We start from the raw sequence: 18,521 nt of genomic DNA, 5'->3' as shown, positions 1-18,521 counted from the left end.
CCTTTCGTGTGCTTAGATCAAACCCGATTATCTTAAAGGATTATTCGGTTTTCCGACAGCGTATGTAATAGATTGTTCCGCTGATTTGTAAGCTGAAAGTGTGCTTTTCGGATAATTAAACCCTGCAAAATCACATACAGATTCACCTGATAGTATACCCTGTTTACAGCCGGTAGAATTTTCCTTCGGCATAATCCGGTTTCAGGGCGAAACCGGCAAGTAAACTGACTATTGGAAGATTATGAGTTCAGCTAAACCCGAACGTGAATATTTCCTCGACTCGATTCGAGCGTATTTAATGTTATTAGGCGTGCCTTTTCACGTCTCACTGATTTACTCTACGCAAAAATGGGCTGTGAACAGTCCTGACGCCTCAATGTGGTTAACGGTGTTGAACGACTTTATCCACGCCTTCCGCATGCAGGTGTTCTTTGTAATCTCAGGCTATTTTTCCTACATGCTCTACTTACGTTACCAGCCGCAGCGCTGGCTCAAAGTCCGTCTGGAGCGCGTCGGCATTCCCCTTTTGACTGCTGTTCCCCTGATTACGTTGCCGCAATTCTTCATGGTGAAAAATCTCACCGATAAAATTGGCGACTGGAACAGTTTCTCCTTGTACGACAAGTACAACACCTTGATGTGGGAACTGATCTCGCACCTGTGGTTTTTATTGGTACTGGTGATTCTGACTACGTTAGGCATGCTGACGTTTCGCTGGCTTGGCAAACAGCAGCGCCGCATTGATTATCAGCACATCGGTTGGGGCAAATTAACGCTGGCGCTGTTGGGTTATGCCCTGATGTGGTGCTTGTTCCGCCGCGTGCTGTTTACACTGGCACCGGCCGTTTTTGCCGATGGTCTGTTCAGTATTGCCGTCATGCAGACGTTGACGTTCCTGCCCTTCTTTATGCTGGGCGCGTTGAGCTGGAAACATCAAGCGTTGAAAGCGCTGTTTGTGCGCTTTAATCCGGTGATGTGCTTTGGCGCTATTGCAGTATTCATCGCTTACAGCCTGAATCAGCGTTACAGCAGCGGTGAAGGTTGGCTGTATGAGCTGGATATGATCATTTCGACGCTGATGGGGTTATGCATGCTGAACGTCTGTTTTAGCTTCGGACATAAGCTGCTGAACAGCCATTCGCCGCGCATCATGTATCTGGTGAATGCCTCACTGTTCATCTATCTGGTGCACCATCCGCTGACCATTTTGTACGGCATCTACATCACGCCGCACATTGGCAACAACACGCTCGGCTTCTTCGTCGGCTTGCTGATGGTATTTGGCGTCGCTTTCACGTTATATGAAATTCATCTGCGCATTCCGCTGCTGCGCTTCCTGTTCTCCGGTAAGCCGCAACGCAAATGATATTCGGGCCAGCTAAGCTGGCCCGTTTTATTTAAAGCAACCACTCAACCGGCAAGCGCCACACCAGTCGTACCAGCAAGCGCTGTAGCAGCGTGCACTGCGGTTCGTGTTTATGCACGACTTCGCCCTGCTCGTTAGCAAACTCCACCCAGTTGACGCGTCCCCACTTATCCAGACGCAGCGTCCAGGCACGATGGCGCATCCCGGCAATAAAGCGCTGATGGGTTTGCTGCGCCAGGGTTTCGCTCTCAATCACCAAACCCATTTCGGTATTCAGCATGGCGGAACGCGGATCGAAATTAAACGATCCGATAAACACTTTGCGATTGTCTACGGTGAAGGTTTTGGCATGCAAACTGGAACCGGAATTACCGGTAATACCGCGATCGTGTGGCGCACTTTGCGGATTATCCTGCGGCTTCAGTTCATACAGCGCGATGCCGTGGCGCAGCAGTTTTTTGCGCCAGCGTGCATAACCGGCGTGCACCACCGTCACATCATTGGCAGCCAGTGAATTGGTGAGTATGGTAATTTTTACGCCGCGCCGCTTCAGCGCCAGCAACTGCGCTACGCCCGAACGCGTTGGGACAAAGTATGCCGAGATGATATCAAACTGCTGCTGCGGCGTGCCGATCACTTCCAGCATGCGCTGCGGCAGCAAACTACGGCGTTTCGCCTTGCCGAGCCCTTTACGCGGATCGTCGCTTAGCAGGCGCGATTCTGCCCACGTCATCTCCAGTTCGCCCTGCGCCATCTGGCTGATAAATGATGAGTGCTCCAGCCGGGCCAGATAGCGTTCCACCGCTTCACTCTGCTGCCACTCTTGCGGCAAGCGCACCGCCTGATGCGTATCGCCGCTTACGTCTACCACCTTACGCAGCGACGACACCGCTTTGCTGCGCCAGTAACGATCGAAATCCTGCGTTACTTCGTCCACCACTGGACCAATCGCCAGCACATCAAGATCGGTAAACAGCGGTTCATCGCCGGTTCCAAAATATTCGTCGCCGATATTGCGCCCGCCCACCAGCGTGGCTGCACCATCCACCGTCAGGCTCTTATTGTGCATACGCCGGTTGAGGCGGGAAAAATCGGTGAGATAACCGAGCGCGCGTAGCGTGCGGAACGAGAACGGATTGAACAGCCGCACGGCAATATTGGCGTGGCGATCAAGCTCCGCCAGTGTTTCATCTAAACCTGGCGTGTTGTTGTCATCCAGCAACAATCGCACCTTCACCCCGCGCTCGGCGGCGTCCAGCAATGCGCTGAACAGCAAGCGGCCGGACATGTCGTTGTGCCAAATGTAGTACTGCACATCGATGGTGTGCTGCGCCATGCTCATCATTTGATAGCGCGCAGCAAAGGCGTCCAACCCATCGTTGAGCGGATGAATGCCGCTCATGCCCGGATGCCGGGCGCAGCGCGCCTCAACACTGAATTTCAGTCCGTTGCCCGGTTGTTCCTCGGACGGCAAAGATGTTGCTGCTTCACTCATAGTGAATCCCTGAAGACTGTGGACCTATTATTGTTAGTATCGGCGCGAAAATGGCAATCGGAGGCTTCCTCTTCTGCCGGATGGCGCGACGTCAATTTAGTCTAGACTTAGCCAAGCGTTCTGCATCCGGCGTTCACCGTGAGGAGAGCATCATGACTCAGCCATCCCTACGCCATCACCCTCAGCTGTTCCGCAGTTTCTTTCAGGGCAGTTTTCCCTGTTCAACCGCCTGTCGCGCGGGCGGACGTCGGCTGGATATGGTGATCAGCAGCGGTCACGACATGCTGCTGGAGAAAGATTATGCCGCACTGGCGCAAGAAGGTTTGCACACGGCGCGCGATGGCGCACGCTGGCATCTGATTGAAGCCGTACCCAACGAATATGACTGGCGCACCTTTCTGCCGATGGTTCACGCCGCGGCGCGTCACGATATGCAGATTATCTGGGAGCTGGCGCACTTTGGCTATCCCAATCATCTGGATATCTGGAAAGCCGGCTTCGTTGATCACTTCGAACGCTTCGCCCGCGCGATGGCGCAACTGATGCGCGATGAAGGTATTGAAAAGCCGTTTTTCACGCCGATCAATCAGATCTCATTCTGGTCGTGGGCTGGCGCTGATGTCTCCTGGCTCGATCCTTACGCCAGCGATCGTGGTCGCGAGCTGAAGCGCCAGCTCGTCCGCGCCTCGCTGGCGGCGATGCACGCCATTCGCGAGATCTATCCTGATGCCCGCTTTGTACTGACCGACCCGCTGGTACAAGTCGCGACGCATCCCGATAATCCTGACAGCAAACCTTACGCCGACGCGCAGCATCAGGCACAGTTTGAAGCCTGGGATTGGATTGGCGGACGCGATGCACCTGAACTGGGCGGTCGTGAAGATTTTCTCGATATCCTTGGTCTCAATTACTATCCCGATAATCACTGGTTTTTCTCGGGCGAAACCATTCCGCTCGACCATCCAACGCGCCAACCGCTGCACCGATTGCTTATCCAGTGCTGGCAACGCTATCAGCGCCCGATGATTCTGGCTGAAACCGGTGCCGAAGGAGATGCGCGTGCGCCCTGGCTGCGTCAGATAAGTGAAGAGGCGCGTTTGGCGCTGGATCACGGTGTAGCGCTGGAGGGCATTTCGCTCTATCCGGTGGTGGAGTATCCGGCGTGGGCCGACGATCGACGGTCACCAGGGCCGCTGTTTGGCCTCGGCGATCCGAATGGCAATCGTACCCTGCATGAGGCGCTGGCGCTGGAGTTGCGCAGTCAGCAGATTAAGTGGCAGAACTGGCAGACAAAAAGCTAAGACTGTTGCGTGGTGGTCAGTTTTTGCGGGCAGGTTTGCACATCAAGTGAAGGATCAGCGGGATGACGCACGTCGGTGAGCCAGGTCATGGTGAAGAGAAACACCACGCCAATCAAGCACGCGGAGAGCAGGCCAATTATGGCGATCAGTTTGTCATCTCTGGATTCCATCGACATCTCCTTGCAGACTTCCTTTTCCCGGGGCTGACCTTAGCTCATCCACAGCGTAATCATCAGGACAAAGATTATCAGCGTAACCGAAGTCACTGCAAGTACCACAATGGCGAAGAGCGCGTCGTCGAGCGGCTGCCGATAAGGTTCGTCGTGGTCGTCTGGTGGTGCAGGTGAACTCATGATGACTCAAAGATAAAGGCGAGTTTTCGCGCAGGATTGCCGCACAGAGTGTAATGCAATGTGCCGTAAGGTACAGGAATATTTCTGGCGAAGAAATAACGGGGCGTCAATCCGCCCCGTGAGGAACTGATTAGAAATCGTAGCTCAGTGAAACCTTGACCGTGCGCGGTTCACCCTGAGACAAATAGGTGCCGCTGTCATCAACGTTGGCCCAATATTTCTCATTGGTAACGTTATCCATGCCCACGCGCCACACCATATCGTTCTGGTTAACCTTCATGCGATAACGCAGACCTAAATCCAATGTGGTGTAGTCGTCCAGCTTGGTGGTATTCGCCAGGTTGGCATACTGCGAACCGGTGTAGTTCAGCAAGGCTGTGGCGGTCAAACCGTCAACCGGCTTGATGTCATACTCAGCACCCAGCGCCGCCGTGAAGCGCGGTACGCCAATGGCGTTTTTGCCATCCTGATCGCTGTCACCGGTTTTGGTCATATCCGGATCGATCCAGGTGGCACTGCTGTTCAGACGCAGACCCAGCACCGGTTCGCCAAACACATTCAGCTCAACGCCGCGGTTACGCTGCTCTCCATTCAGTTGGTACACCGAATTGTTCAGCACGCCTACCGGCTGTTTGATTTCAAACAGCGCCAGCGATCCGCCAATACGGCCAAAGTCCGCCTTCACACCCACTTCGTTCTGCTTAGCATGCACAATGCCGGTGACGCTACCGTAGTTGCTGGCGGTAAACGGCGCAGCAGTGCCCGGCGTAAGTGATTCGGTATGGTTGGCATACAGCGAGATATTTTGCGTGGCTTTATACAGCAAACCGTACGCTGGCAGCCAGCGGCTGCTATCGAAACGTGTGCCCGCATCTTCTACACCGTCATAACCGTAATTACGCACCACCACTTTCTGATGACGCGCACCCACGGTGGCCAGCAAGGTGTCATCAAAGAAGCCCAGCGTGTCGCTCAGCAGGTAGCCCTGCGAACGTGAACGGTAAGTGGTAAGCGGATCGCTGAACTTAGCACCACCAGCGAACATGCTCTCCGGTTCAGCTACATCCTGCGGATTATAAATATTCACACTGGCATCGTTACCCGACGACATGCGATAGCTGTTTTTCGCGTTCGCGGTCATCGCCGAATAGCCGAAATTGACTTTATGCGTCACTGGACCGGTGGTGAAATCGCCACGCAGGCCAACCATACCGCTCATGTTGTCCTGCACGCGATTGGTACGGAAGCGGCCAATAGTGGCGTTGCCCGCGCTATCGAGGATCTTCGGAATGCCGTAGTTGCCGACTTCATGGGTGTGTTGCGCGCCCAGGCCCGCATAGGCGGTCCACTGATCGGTGAGATCGTATTCGGCTTTCGCCAGACCAAATTCCGACTCGATATCGCTGAATACCCAGTTCTGGCTGTAATTTTTCGTGTTGGAGGGCACCTCAGGAATGAAATCGATGCCGCTGATATTGATGCCGTTACGCGCATCGTGGAAGGTTTTCTTCTGGTAACCAACGTCCAGCGACGTACGCAGACGGTCGCCACGATAATCCAGCCCCAGTGACGCAGCGGTAGTGCGTTTCTTCTCGCCATCCACCTCAGTGCCGCCTTCGCGGTTAACGGCATTCAGACGGACGCCAAACTGGTTATTGTCACCAAAACGGCGGCCAATATCCGCGGTGCCGCCCACTTGTGAACCGGAGGTGTAATCTACGCCGATGCGCGTCAGCGGCGTATCATCAGCGTGCTTCGGCTCGAGGTTAATCATGCCGCCGACGCCGCTCTCCGCCGAACCGTTCAACAAGGCGTTAGCCCCTTTGAAGATTTCCACGCGATCAATCAACGAGGCATCCATCACCTGACGCGGCACGATACCTGCCAGGCCGCCATAGGTCATGGCATCGCCATCCAGCTTGAACCCACGAATACGATAGCTCTCAGCGAAGTTGCCGTAGCCTTTCAGATTCTGCACGCCGGCATCGTTGCGCACCACGTCACCGATGGTTTGCGCCTGCTGGTCTTGAATCATTTTCGAGGTAAAACCGATGACGTTAAACGGCACATCCATGGCGTTTTGCTCACCCAGCATGCCGAGTCGGCCGCCGTGTGCAACCTGTCCATCAAGGTAAGCCGGTACCAGATCGTCGCCGCCGGGTTTGAAATCGGTTTGCGGCGCCGCGGTAACGGTTAGCGTCTGCTGCTCGTTTTTCGCGTCAGTGGGTGTTGTGGTGTTGGTGTTAGCAGCCATCACTGGCAAACAACCGGCGCTGACCATTACGGCCAACAGCGTCGGTTTCAGTCCGGGATTGAAAGGCAGAGTGCGCATGGGATCCCCTAATGCAAACGAAGTGATAATCATTATTATTGCGGTTTGCGATTATGCGCAGTCGTTGCCCGAAAGCAAGAAAAATCCTACTTTCGCCACACAGATAATGGAGAGGAGCTGCATCAGGTCGCCATAAATGGCGTAATGCCGATCAGTTGAGCCCCGTATTGAATCACCGCACGTTCCGTAGCGGCGCGATTTATCGCGCAATGAATTGCGCCGCTACAACGTGTGCGCTCGATTATTGGGGTTTCATCTCTTAACTAACCAGCATTACGCCATTCATGGCGACCTGCTATATCAGGCATCACGCCAGCGTTTAAACACCAGCGAGGTATTAATGCCGCCAAACGCGAAGTTGTTGGATTGGATGTAATCGGTCTCAATATGCCGTGCTTCGCCGACAATGTAATCAAGATCGCCACACTCTGCCGCCGGTTGTGTCAAATTGAGCGTCGGCGCAAACCAGCCTTCACGCATCATCTCAATGCTCATCCAGGCTTCCAGCGCACCGCATGCGCCCAGCGTATGGCCAAAATAGCTTTTCAGCGAAGAGATGGGCGTGCTGTTGCCATAGATTGACGCCGTCGCCAGGCTTTCGGCAATGTCACCACGGTCGGTGGCGGTGCCGTGGGCGTTGATGTAGCCGATCTGCTCCGCCGTGACACCGGCGGTTTGCAACGCGCGCTCAATACAAATCTGCATGGTTTCACGCTGCGGCTGGGTGATATGCGCGGCATCGCAGTTAGTGTGGAAACCCACCAGCTCCGCATAAATGGTGGCTCCGCGCGCCTGTGCATGTTCAAGGGATTCGAGGATCAAGGTGCCCGCGCCTTCGCCAATCACCAATCCGTCGCGCTGTTGATCAAATGGCGCGGGCGAGCTGTGCGGCGCGTCGTTGCGCTGGCTGGTGGCAAACAGCGTGTCGAATACCGCTGCTTCGGATGGGCATAACTCTTCCGCGCCCCCCGCCACCATCACCGTTTGGTAACCATGGCGGATCGCCTCCCATGCGTAGCCGATTGCCTGGCTGCCAGATGTACAGGCGCTGGACGTCGGGATCACCCGGCCGCGCAGACCGAAGAACAGGCCCGCATTCACCGCAGTGGTGTGCGGCATCATCTGCACATACGTGGTGCCGGTGATATTGTTAGTGTGTTTTTCCGTCAGCATGGTGGCAAATTCACTCACCGGTCCGGTGCTGCCGGTTGAGGATCCGTAAGCAATGCCGGTTTCACCGTTGGTGAGTACCGGATGGTCGATCAAACCGGCCTGCTCTAGCGCCAGCTCGGTAGCGCGCGTCGCCATCAGCGAAACGCGGCCCATCGAGCGAATGCGTTTGCGCGTGTAATGCGCTGGCGGCGTGAAGTCATCCACTGGCGCGCCAAGCAGGGTGTGCAAGCCGTCGTAAACCTGCCATTCCGGCATATGACGCACCGCGTTTTTACCTTGCTTAATACGCTCTGACACCGCGCTCCAGCTCTCACCAAACGCGGTCACACCGCCCATGCCGGTTACCACTACACGCTGGATCACAGCATACCTCCATTGATTGAAATCACCTGACGAGTGACGTAACCCGCGATATCCGACATTAAGTAGCTGGCCAATCCGGCAACTTCATCTGCCGCGCCCATGCGCTTCATCGGGATCAGCTTCATCGCTTCATCAATCACCAGCGGCTCAAGATCGGTCATGCCGGTATCAATCAAGCCTGGTGCGATGCAGTTGACAGTAATTTTGCGTTTCGCCAGCTCAATCGCCAGCGCTTTAGTGGCGCCGATAATCCCAGCTTTGGCGGCGCTGTAATTGACCTGGCCACGATTGCCCATCATTCCTGACACGGACGACAACGTAATAATGCGTCCGCCCTTGCGCAGGCCAATCATCGGCATTACGCACGGATGAATCACGTTGTAGAAGCTGTCGAGATTGGTATGGATCACGCTGTCCCACTCATCCTCAGTCAGCGCCGGAAACGCCGCATCGCGCGTGATGCCCGCATTGCTCACCACGCCGTAATAGGCGCCATGTGCGGCGATATCCTGCTCCAGTGCGCTGCGCGTAGCAGCGCGCTGCCCGACGTCAAACTGCAAGGTGCGTCCACATCCCCCCGCCGCCACAATTTCCTCCAGCGTCTGCGCTGCACCGTCGCTGTCACGATGATAATGCACGACCATCTCAAAGCCGTCCTGCGCCAGACGCAGTGCGATGGCGCGGCCAATACCTTTACTTGCGCCGGTCACTAATACGCTGCGTGTCATAGCTGAACTCCTTGTTTTAACGGAACGTGTTGCAATTGGATTAACTCTTGTTCATTGGGCTGATAAGTATTCAACCGACCGCTGGCGATGATTGCATCGTCGCTGCGGATTTCCCCTTCGAAACTGCCCAATCTGTCGTCGCGCATCAGTAGACGCATTTCAATGCGCAAAGTGCTATTGACGGCAAAGGCAGCGCTGCTGGCGCGATAGCCGCGCCCACCAAGCAGCATACCGGGACGAATCTCATCGTCGCCGCGCTGTCGTGCATGGAAGCCCGACCAGACGCCAACGGTCTGCGCCATAATCTCCACGCCATACCACGCCGGCAAATCACCCTGCACAGTGAGAAACGGCGCCAGCACGCCCGCCGCGTTAACGCGGACTTCGCAAATTACGCTGTCGTCAGTGACCTGGATGACGCGGTCGAGCAGCAGCATCGGCGCGCGATGCGGCAGATAGGCAGCGACAGGCAGAAAATCACTCATGAGGTTTTCCTACAATCAGGCAGGTATTGTTCCCGCCAAAAGCAAACGAATTTGAGGCAATCACCGGACGCGCCAGCGGCTGCGGTGCGGTGATTAGACCGCAGTCCGGCAGCGAGGTATCGCGTGGCGCAACGGAGAAGTCCTGCGGCGGCAGCGGCAAATTCTGCTGCAGGATCAGTGCGGCCAGCGCCGCTTCGGTCGCGCCCGCTGCGCCCAGCGTATGGCCGGTAAGGTGTTTGGTTGAGCTGCACGGCACGCCATCGCCAAACAGGCGATGAATAACCGCAGATTCCACCTGATCGTTCAGCGGCGTGGCGGTACCGTGCAGATTGATGTAACCGATATCCTGCGGCTGTAATCCGGCCTGCTGCAGCGCCATCAACATGGCACGCTCCGCACCGACCCCCTCTGGATGGGGTGCCGACATGTGCCACGCATCCGACGATTCACCGCAACCGATCAGCGCCAGCGACTGCTTTTCACGTGTCAGCAACAACAGTGCGGCGGCCTCGCCAATCGAAATGCCGTCGCGATCGGCGCTAAACGGCGCGCAAAGGCGTTCAGAAAGGGAATCGAGGCTGGCGAAGCCGTTGATCGGCATGCGGCTTAGCGAATCAGCTCCTCCCACCAATGCCACATCCACCAACCCGGCATCAATCAAACGTTGACCGCTGATCATCGCGCGCGCGCTAGAGGAACAGGCAGTAGAAATCGTGTAAGCCGGACCATCCAGCGCTAAATAATGCGCCAGGAAGCGCGACGGATCGCCCAACTCTTGCATGCGGTAATCGTAACCCGGTAGATCGCCATCCACCTGACGATCGCCTTCATCAACGCCGGACGTGCTGGTGCCGAGCACAATTGCCACCCGCTCACGCCCATATTGGGCGATGGCCGCATCCAGGGCCGGGCGCATCTGCGCCAGCGCGGCCAGCAGTAGCTGATTATTGCGCGTGTTATGCGCCGCCAGCGCGGCAGGAATCACCGGTAATTCACCCAGTACCTCGCCCAGCCAGCAGCGTTTGCCGTCTTGCAGCCAGCCCTCGCGCGGCTGCATACCGGGCGCGTGACCCGCTTGCAGCTGCGTGGCAATGTGCGCCAGATTGTTGCCCAGCGCATTCACCATGCCAAAGGCGGAAATGTAAATCATGATGACGCATCCAGATGTTGGATTTGAATCTGATAGCCAAAGGCGCGTTGATCGATGCTGATCGGTTCACGCCGTTCGCCGCGCTGCAGATAGCGAATCAGCGTTATTACCTTGCCGGACGGATCGCGCAGCTCTCGGCGATCCTCGATGTCGGTCAGCGTCCAGCCACGCGGCAGCTGCGGCTGCCACGCGCTGATCGGCCAGTGGCTCAGCATCACATCAGCCAGCACCTGACTGACTGGCGGCATTTCCGGCAGCGCCATCATCTGCTGTGTGTGAATGCCGGTGTTATCATAGGTGACGCGGAACAGGCGAATGCCAAGCGATGACAAACCGGCGAGACTCAGCTGTTGCGAATCGGCGCTCAACAGCACCAGCAGCGACTGGGTTTTGCCTTTAGCGTGACCGGTCAGCAACTGCTGTTGCTGAAACGCGGGCGAGATGCCCGGTGCCGGCAGCGTGACGCGCACGCCGGGTTTCAACCACGCGCTCGGCCGGTTGAGGTCACTGTCATGCTGCGCGCAGCCGCCCACGAGCAGGCTCAACAGCAGCAAAATACCCCTTTTCATCGTTGCTTCCTTTTCCCCGGGGCCAGCGCCAGCGGCGCCAGCAAGAATGCACAAAAAATCCCGCTGCACAGCACGGTACCAAAACCGCTGATGGCGGCGGTACTGCTGAACACCAGCATGCCGAGCGTTAACAGCGTGGTCATCATCGCCAGCGTCACCGCCAGCATCGAGGTTAACGGCGTGCCGCGCGGATTGCTGAAGAACAGCGTGTAGTTGATGCCGATGCCCAGCACCAGAATCAGCGCCAACAGGGCAAACAGATTGAGGCTGGCGCCGATCCAGCCCAGCGTCGCCAGCGCCGCCGCCAGCGACAGCCACGACGGCAGCGCGCTGCGCATCCCGGCTTTCACGCCGAGCCGCAGCATGTAGCTGGCGGTAATCAGCAGTAGCGCCAGCGCCAGCAATCCGCTCAGCAACGTGCGCCAGAAGCGGAACAGTTCATCATAGCTGGCCTTACGATCAACCCAACTGACGCCCGCCTGCTGGGATGCCAGCTGTTGCAGCACGGCGCTGTTTTTTACGCCACCGATTGGCACCAGTACGCTGCTACGCCCGTCCGGCAGCGACAGCCAAAGCAGCCGCCAGCCTTCACTGAGCGGGCTCGCCAGCCAGTCGCCGACGGTGACCGGCATGGCGCTGAGATCCGCCTTCGCCACCGTGATGCCCGCCTGCTTCAATCGCTCCAGAATAGTCGGCGCAGCCTGTTGCAGTAGCGCCACATCCTGCTGCTGCTGCGCCAGTGAACTGAGCGGCAGCACGCGATAATGAGCAAACCATCCTTGCTGCTGCGCCTGTTGCAGCGTCGGCGTGAGCGCGCTGAGCCGCTGCAGCGCCTGCTGTTCATCATCGCCCCACACCACAAACCAGGTTTGATCGGCCTGCTGACCGGTAAGCTGCGCTAACTGGCGGTCCTGCGCTAATAATTTCGCTGGGGCACTTTGCAGATGGGCAATATCGTCATCGACATGCAACTGCAGCATGCCGCTAATCGCATAGATCGCCACCAGCGCCGGTAATCCGCGCTTCAACCAATTATTGCGACGCCACGCTGCTAGCCAGCGCGCCAGCCACACCATGGCCGGAATCGGACGTACCGGTAAGCCGCGCACCAGCCACGGATAAAAGCAGATCACCGTCAGGCAGGACGCGCTCAATCCACTGGCGGCAAACACCGCTAACTGGCGTAAACCGGGGAACGGCGCCAGCAACATCAGCAGCCAGGCTATCGCCGTGGTGCCCAATGCCAGTAGCAGCGTGCCGCGCACCTTGTGCAGGCTTTGCCACGGCGTCGCGTCTTCGCCGTGCACCATGCGTTCCGTTAGGTAGTACAGGGTATAATCGGCCGAGATCCCGACAATGCTGAGGCTCATGACTAAAGTAGTGAGATGCAGCTCACCAAAACAGAGCAATGTCAGTACCGTGCCCGCCATCGCGCCGATGGCGACCGACAGCGCACACAGCGCCAACGGTCGCAGCGAACGGAAGACCAGCCACACCAGCAGCAGCAATCCCGCTAAGGTGACACTGCCGAGGGTTTCGACATCATGCTGCGCACGCTGGCTGGCATCGTCGCTAAACAACACCGTGCCACGCGTCAGCAGTTGCGCATCTGGCCAGCGGGTTTTGAACTGTAATTCCAGCTGGTTGAGCGCGGTCACCAGCTGATGGCTCTCTTTAATACTGAAAGCATTGCTCGCCAGTTCTCCGTGCAGGAAATACCAGCGGCGCTGCTGCGCATCGTTTACCGTCAGCCAGCCGTTATGCAGCAGCATCTTGTTGGCGTTTTGCTGTAATGCCAGCTGCGCGCCACGCACCAACAGCAGCGGATCGTTGCCGATCTCTTTGCTGCCCACGCCGGCAAATGCTGAGAACAGCTGCGCCAGAATCCAGTCGGCCTGTGCGCCGCCGCCGTTTTGCAAGCGTGCGCGCGTCGCCGCATCGATCAAGCCGTTACGATGCTGAAATGCGTACGCGCCCCAGCGCTGCATCTGATCGTCCTTCAGCTCGCCGCTCACCTGTTTCAACATCGGCAAAGCGTGCAGTTGCGCTTGCCACCAGGCTGCGGCCGCCTCGCCCTCTTGATCGTTGGCGCTTACCAGCCACACCAACTGGCGATCGAGGCGCTGCATAAACCCGTGCTGAATTTCCGCCGGTGCCTGGCCGAGGTTCTGCTGGGGTAACAACGCCAGTACGCTGCTGTTCAGCTGGCTGCGCGGCAGCAACACCGCCAGTGCCACCGCTAACGCCAGGCACACCGCTAGCCACAGCAGCGCAACGGTTTTCTCACTGCGCTGGGGCAAAACGGGCTCGCTCTTCATCGGTTAACTGTGTAGGTTCGGTTCGGGTATCGCTTAGCGTGATCTCGGTTTTATCGCCCTGCTTGTCGTCTAGCGTGATGCGATTGAGAAACGCATCGCCCTGCAGATCGATACGGCTAAAAATTCTATTCAGCGGCGCGGCTTTCGGCGTCAGGCCAAGCTGCCAGCGGTTGTTGCCGCGATCGTGGAAATCGAGCTCAAAATTCTCACGCAGCACTTTTTCATCCGCCTGGAACAGCGCGCGCAGCAGATGGTTGAACTGGAACATCTGCGGATTGCTCTCGGCGGTGATCACCTGCGGCGGCTGGCCGCTCATGCTCTGCACCATGCGCTTATCGTCGAGGATGAGCATCAGCGGAAACGGCGTGACTTGCTGCCACCACAAGCCCTGCTGCTGGGCAATGAGCAACTGACCGCGCGATACCAGCGGTTGCGCCATACCTTCAATAGTGCGCACCTGGACAAAATTGGCGCGGATCACCGGTTGGCTGGCAAAGCGCTGCTGCAACTGTTCGAGCGTGACCGCGCTGGCGTTGGCACACATCACCAGCAGTAACAGGCAAAGGGTTCTGATCACGGTTTCACTCCCAGGCGTTCAAACAGAATGTCAGGCGAGACAAAACACATCTCCTGCGTGGCGGCATTCACCGCGACCTGCAGCGTGTGCGCTTTGGTGGTTACCTGCCCCGCCGCGTTGCGAATCACGTAATCGATACGCAAACGGTTTTCATATTCGCTAATGCTGGCGGCAATACGCACCACCTCTTCACAGCGCAGCGGCTGGCGATATTTCACGTGGGTATCCACTACCGGCCAAACGTAGCCGCTGGCAGCCATTTCGCCGTAGCTGTAATTGACGCTGCGCAGCAAGGCTTCGCGCGCCACTTCAAAAAAGCGGAAATAGTTGCCGTGCCACACCACGCCCATTGGATCGCAGTCGTGAAACGACACCGTAATCTCCACCTCAGCGCGGTAGATGCTTTCACTCATCGCGGCTTTTCTCCTCGGACAACGTCCAGAAATCGTAAAAGTTAAACCAGTCGAGCGGCGCCAGTAACGCATGCTGTTGTAGTCGTTCGGCGTAGCGATCCACGGTGTCCTGCAACGCCTGCTGGCGCTGCGCACGGGGCAGCAGCAGCGGATCGGCAAAGGCTTCGCAATGCACGCTCAGCTTGCCCTGCTCGCGCAGCGCGAACATCAGCAGTACCGGACAGCGTAACGCCGCCGCCAGCACAAATGGCCCCTGCGGAAACGGCGCAGGATGGCCCATAAATTCGCTCCACACCACTCGCCGTTCGCCGCCACGTTGGCGATGAACGGCGGTGCGATCGCCGACAATCGCCACCCATTCGCCGGCATCGAGTTTTTGCTGCAGCAGAATGGCCGTATCGGGCCCGATATCGGTGACCGGCATCAGATTGACGCCCGCCTGCGGCGCAATGCTCTCCAGCACCTCGCGAAAGCGTTGTGCATTATCGGTAAACACCAGCGCGTTAATCACCAGACCGCTGACCTGTTTCGCCATCGCACGGCAGGCTTCGATATCACCCAGATGCGACGCCAGAATCAGATGGCCTTGCCCTTCGGCGGCGCGAACGGTGGCTTCGGCACCGGGCGCAAAATCGATATCGCGTCCCCATTGCAGGTCGCCACGCCAGCTGGCGACTTTATCCAGCATGCTGTAGCCGAAACGCAGGAAGTGACGATAGCTGTTCACCGGCGCAGGCAGCGCGATATTTTGCTGTTGCGCCACCGTTTGCACCCGCGTCAGCCACTGCTGCGAGGCAGCGCGCGCGGTGCGGCCCGTGAGCCAATAGACAGCCACTATCGGCCACAGTAACAGCACAAACGGCAAGCGTCCGGCGCGGCGATAGAGCCACAGCATAAAGCGCAAACCGCTCTGCCCGCGACGTTCCGGCGTGGCAGACCAGTGTTGCGCATCGCCACGCTGGCGCAGCAATTGCGGTATGCGCGGCAGCATGCCGAAGAACAGGCGCGTGTGCATCCATGAGATGCGCAGGTTGTCACGCAGCGCGTCAAAATGCGATACACCGCTTTCCGGATAGGTCACACGCGTGGCGAGAAAGCGGCTTGGCGTGCCCTGCCAATAGAGGCGCACCATGATTTCGGTGTCGAAATCCATGCGCTGACCAATCGGATGCCGATCGCACAACGTCAGTGAAGGCGCGAGTGGATAGACGCGGAAGCCGCACATGCTGTCTTTCAGCGAGAACGAAAGGGTTTCGACCCATACCCAAAAATGGGTGATGTAACGACCATACAGGCGCGATTTGGGAATGGATGCGTCGTAAAGCGGCCGACCGGAGATCAGGCAATGCGGATAACGCTGCGCTTCAGCCAGCATGCGCGGCGTGTCTTCCACCTGATGCTGACCATCGGCATCCAGTTGTAGCGCGTGGGTATAACCCGCCGCCGCCGCCGCACGCATGCCGGCAATCACCGCCGCGCCTTTGCCCTGATTGTAGGCCAGCGTGAGTACCTGCAACTGCGGCGCATTCAGCGCCGCAATCAGCTGTTTAGTCGTTGCATCGCTGCCGTCATCCACCAGGATTACCGGCAAATTGAACGGCGCCAGCCGCGCCAGTACCGACGCCAGCATCGCGCCGTGGTTATAGCAGGGAATCAATACGCAGGGCGTGAAGTGAGCGCTCAGCACAAGCGGATCTTCCCGCTGCTGGCTACCGTCGCCAGCGCGCCATTGATCACGCTGTAGCTGAAACTGAGCAGCGATTTTTCTGCCTGCCAGTGCAGTTGCAATTCGAGTTCGGCATCCGGCGGCACCGGCTGCTGGAACTTGATATTGTCAATCGCGGCGAAGGATTTACCGATGGCTAAACGCGTCAGGCCGTAATGCAGTGCCCAATCGAGTTGCGCTACACCGGGCAGAATCGGCAACGTCGGGAAATGGCCGCGGAACCAAAGCAGATCGGCGGCGGCGCGCAGGCGCAATGTTAGAGCATCGCCCTGCTGCTGGGCATGCAATTCAACCGGCAACATCAAACAACTCCTCAATTTGTGGCCAGGCGCGCTTGCTTTGTGCCGTGACCGGAATCGACGTCACCACGCGCCAGTAGCGCGGCATCGCCAACGGCTCCAGCCAGGGTTGCAGCGCGCGTTTCCACGCAATTTTTAGCTGGTGCAACGTAACCGCATCCACCCTGTCGGGCAGCGCCAGCACCACGCCAATGGCGTGTCGGCTGTGACGCTGAATCACCAGCGCGGCGGCATCTTCCACGCCGGGCAACGCCAGCAAGCGGCGTTCAATTTCACTCAGCGAGACGCGCTTATCTTCAATCTTCACCACGCGATCCTGGCGACCCGCCAGCTGAAATTGGCCCGACGACTGCAGCACAATGCGATCGTCGAGCGCGCAACCGTCATCGGTTTCCAGCAGGGCGGAAAATACCCGCCAGCGCCCAGCGTCTTCCTCGCACAAGGTGATATGCGGAAAACCGTGCCACAACGCGTTCTCTTCTGTGGCGCAGCGCCAGCCAATCACGCCGGTTTCGGTGCTGCCATAAATTTCATCGACGGTGCAGCTCAGCGCCTGTTGTGCATGCTGCGCGGCTGTCCACGGCAACGCGCCACCGGCGGACACAATCAGTTCACAGCGCGGTCCGGCCAGCGCAGGATCCAGCCGGCGCAGAAACGCCGGGCTGCTGATAAAGACGTAGCGACGATCGGCCGATTGGTCGGCCAGCTGTTCGCTGTAGAAAATTTGCTGCGCGGCAAAGGGTAACCCGAGCGCCATCGGCAAGATGATGCGGAAACTCAGGCCATACAGATGTTGATGGCTGACGGAGGCAATCACATGGCAATCGCGTAATCGTGCGCCCCACAAGGTATGGAGCCAGCAGGCTTCAAGTTCCAGCGCGCGCAGCGACTTCACCACGCGACGCGGCGTGCCAGTCGAACCGGAGGTGAACAGCACCAGCGTGGCGTCGGCGGCGATCGCGGGCAACGTTCCGCTCGCCATAGCGCCATCCCAGCGCAGCTGCGGCAGAGATAGCGCCAGCGGCATATCGCTGATTACCCCATCGAGACTGTCGGCCATCTCTTCCAGCTGGGCCGCGCGGCAATGTCCAGGCATTACCGGCGTTTTTCCGGCGTGCCACAGCGCCAGCAGCGCGGCAGTAAACGCATAGCTATTGTCAAAACACAGCGCCCAATGTTGGCCCGGCTGGTGTTGCAGCCGATCGACCAGCGCCTGCACCTGCTGACGCAAGGTGTGCAGCGTATATTGCTGCTGGCCATGCCAGGCAACAATGCGATCTGGCGCGGTGAGCCACTCGCGGAGGCTATGTGGGTTCATGCCTGTTTCCTTATGCGCTGACGCAGCAGCCATTCGCCAGCCATCAGCGTCCCCATCAGCAGATAGCTGATGCCCCCATTCCAGAGGGTCCAAAGCGTGACATCATTGAGCAGACAGGTGACAAGCGCCACGCTGCCATTGAAGATGAAAAAGCCGCACCACACTTGCGTCACGCGACGGGTATAACGCACCGCGCGCGGCGGCAGATGCGGTTCGCGCAGCCGCGCCAGCCTTTCCACCAGTGGCATGGGGCTCCACAACGACGCAGCAAACAGCAGCAGCATCAGTGCGTTGACCACCAGCGGATACCACAACAGCAGATGTTGCGATCGCAGCAGCAGGCTGGCGAGACATAACGCGGTGCCCACCACCGCCAGCAGCAGCATCACGCGCCCCATCGGGCCGGTTGCACGACGTAAACGCCAGACGCGCAGCACAAACAGCAGCGCCAGCAAGCCCGTCACAGCGCGCCACTGTGGCTGGGTGATGGTCAGCCACACCAGAAACGGCCACGCCAGCAGCGCCAGTCCGTTTAACAGCCGCAACAGCATGCGA

General features: G+C 58.1%; 18 protein-coding genes. 2 read left to right on the top strand and 16 right to left on the bottom strand.

The genetic code is table 11. The features are described from left to right. The first annotated feature begins 241 nt into the window (after positions 1–241). A complete protein-coding gene (gene mdoC / locus ACRQ84_RS03215) occupies positions 242–1,366 on the top strand; it encodes a glucans biosynthesis protein MdoC (protein WP_483817165.1) in 1,125 nt (374 codons plus the stop codon). A gap of 31 nt (positions 1,367–1,397) precedes the next feature. On the opposite strand, the gene ACRQ84_RS03210 is transcribed toward mdoC, so the two are convergent. After that, positions 1,398–2,861: a phospholipase D-like domain-containing protein gene (locus tag ACRQ84_RS03210; RefSeq protein WP_064740836.1), complete on the bottom strand. Its 1,464-nt coding sequence runs from the start codon at positions 2,859–2,861 to the stop codon at positions 1,398–1,400. Between the two features lie 152 nt (positions 2,862–3,013). On the opposite strand from ACRQ84_RS03210, the gene ACRQ84_RS03205 reads away from it, so the two are divergent. After that, entirely contained in the window at positions 3,014–4,162 is a 1,149-nt protein-coding gene (locus tag ACRQ84_RS03205) for a glycoside hydrolase family 1 protein (RefSeq protein WP_483817164.1), read from the top strand. Here the strand turns inward: ACRQ84_RS03205 and ACRQ84_RS03200 are convergent. From ACRQ84_RS03200 to ACRQ84_RS03130, 15 genes are all read right to left on the bottom strand, one after another. Continuing rightward, entirely contained in the window at positions 4,159–4,332 is a 174-nt protein-coding gene (locus ACRQ84_RS03200) for a hypothetical protein (RefSeq protein WP_196762371.1), read from the bottom strand. The genes ACRQ84_RS03205 and ACRQ84_RS03200 overlap by 4 nt on opposite strands. A gap of 39 nt (positions 4,333–4,371) precedes the next feature. After that, positions 4,372–4,515: a hypothetical protein gene (locus ACRQ84_RS03195; protein WP_007893692.1), complete on the bottom strand. Its 144-nt coding sequence runs from the start codon at positions 4,513–4,515 to the stop codon at positions 4,372–4,374. 130 nt (positions 4,516–4,645) lie between these two features. Then, positions 4,646–6,847 (bottom strand): TonB-dependent receptor, encoded by a 2,202-nt coding sequence (locus ACRQ84_RS03190; RefSeq protein WP_483817163.1) that lies wholly within the window; start codon positions 6,845–6,847, stop codon positions 4,646–4,648. Positions 6,848–7,147: 300 nt separating this feature from the next. Further along, positions 7,148–8,383: a beta-ketoacyl-ACP synthase gene (locus ACRQ84_RS03185; RefSeq protein ID WP_196762370.1), complete on the bottom strand. Its 1,236-nt coding sequence runs from the start codon at positions 8,381–8,383 to the stop codon at positions 7,148–7,150. Continuing rightward, the gene (locus ACRQ84_RS03180; RefSeq protein ID WP_483817162.1) at positions 8,380–9,111 is read right to left on the bottom strand and encodes a 3-ketoacyl-ACP reductase FabG2; all 732 of its coding nucleotides are present in this window, start codon (positions 9,109–9,111) and stop codon (positions 8,380–8,382) included. Before ACRQ84_RS03180 ends, ACRQ84_RS03185 begins: the two co-directional genes overlap by 4 nt. Next, positions 9,108–9,596 (bottom strand): hotdog family protein, encoded by a 489-nt coding sequence (locus ACRQ84_RS03175; protein ID WP_483817161.1) that lies wholly within the window; start codon positions 9,594–9,596, stop codon positions 9,108–9,110. Before ACRQ84_RS03175 ends, ACRQ84_RS03180 begins: the two co-directional genes overlap by 4 nt. Then, positions 9,589–10,746 carry a beta-ketoacyl-[acyl-carrier-protein] synthase family protein gene (locus ACRQ84_RS03170; protein ID WP_483817160.1) on the bottom strand — a complete coding sequence of 386 codons (1,158 nt, stop codon included), beginning with the start codon at positions 10,744–10,746 and terminating at the stop codon, positions 9,589–9,591. The genes ACRQ84_RS03175 and ACRQ84_RS03170 overlap by 8 nt, the downstream gene beginning before the upstream one ends. Beyond that, positions 10,743–11,315, bottom strand: coding sequence for a DUF3261 domain-containing protein (locus tag ACRQ84_RS03165; protein WP_483817159.1), 573 nt, complete (start codon positions 11,313–11,315; stop codon positions 10,743–10,745). The genes ACRQ84_RS03170 and ACRQ84_RS03165 overlap by 4 nt, the downstream gene beginning before the upstream one ends. Continuing rightward, entirely contained in the window at positions 11,312–13,633 is a 2,322-nt protein-coding gene (locus ACRQ84_RS03160) for an MMPL family transporter (protein ID WP_483817158.1), read from the bottom strand. Before ACRQ84_RS03160 ends, ACRQ84_RS03165 begins: the two co-directional genes overlap by 4 nt. After that, entirely contained in the window at positions 13,599–14,177 is a 579-nt protein-coding gene (locus ACRQ84_RS03155; protein ID WP_483817874.1) for an outer membrane lipoprotein carrier protein LolA, read from the bottom strand. Before ACRQ84_RS03155 ends, ACRQ84_RS03160 begins: the two co-directional genes overlap by 35 nt. A gap of 29 nt (positions 14,178–14,206) precedes the next feature. Next, a complete protein-coding gene (locus ACRQ84_RS03150) occupies positions 14,207–14,623 on the bottom strand; it encodes an acyl-CoA thioesterase (protein ID WP_483817157.1) in 417 nt (138 codons plus the stop codon). Next, positions 14,616–16,310, bottom strand: coding sequence for a glycosyltransferase family 2 protein (locus tag ACRQ84_RS03145; RefSeq protein WP_483817156.1), 1,695 nt, complete (start codon positions 16,308–16,310; stop codon positions 14,616–14,618). The genes ACRQ84_RS03150 and ACRQ84_RS03145 overlap by 8 nt, the downstream gene beginning before the upstream one ends. Beyond that, positions 16,304–16,651 (bottom strand): ApeI family dehydratase, encoded by a 348-nt coding sequence (locus ACRQ84_RS03140; RefSeq protein ID WP_064740826.1) that lies wholly within the window; start codon positions 16,649–16,651, stop codon positions 16,304–16,306. Before ACRQ84_RS03140 ends, ACRQ84_RS03145 begins: the two co-directional genes overlap by 7 nt. After that, positions 16,638–17,966: an AMP-binding protein gene (locus ACRQ84_RS03135; RefSeq protein ID WP_483817155.1), complete on the bottom strand. Its 1,329-nt coding sequence runs from the start codon at positions 17,964–17,966 to the stop codon at positions 16,638–16,640. The genes ACRQ84_RS03140 and ACRQ84_RS03135 overlap by 14 nt, the downstream gene beginning before the upstream one ends. Then, on the bottom strand, positions 17,963–18,517 hold the full coding sequence (locus ACRQ84_RS03130) for a COG4648 family protein (RefSeq protein WP_064740824.1): 555 nt from the start codon (positions 18,515–18,517) through the stop codon (positions 17,963–17,965). The genes ACRQ84_RS03135 and ACRQ84_RS03130 overlap by 4 nt, the downstream gene beginning before the upstream one ends. Between the last annotated feature and the right edge of the window lie 4 nt (positions 18,518–18,521).

The sequence above is a fragment of the Pantoea sp. E2023-21 genome, from assembly GCF_051302795.1.
GTDB lineage: Bacteria > Pseudomonadota > Gammaproteobacteria > Enterobacterales > Enterobacteriaceae > Pantoea > Pantoea ludwigii_A.
This window is presented reverse-complemented; position numbering and strand designations above follow the sequence as displayed.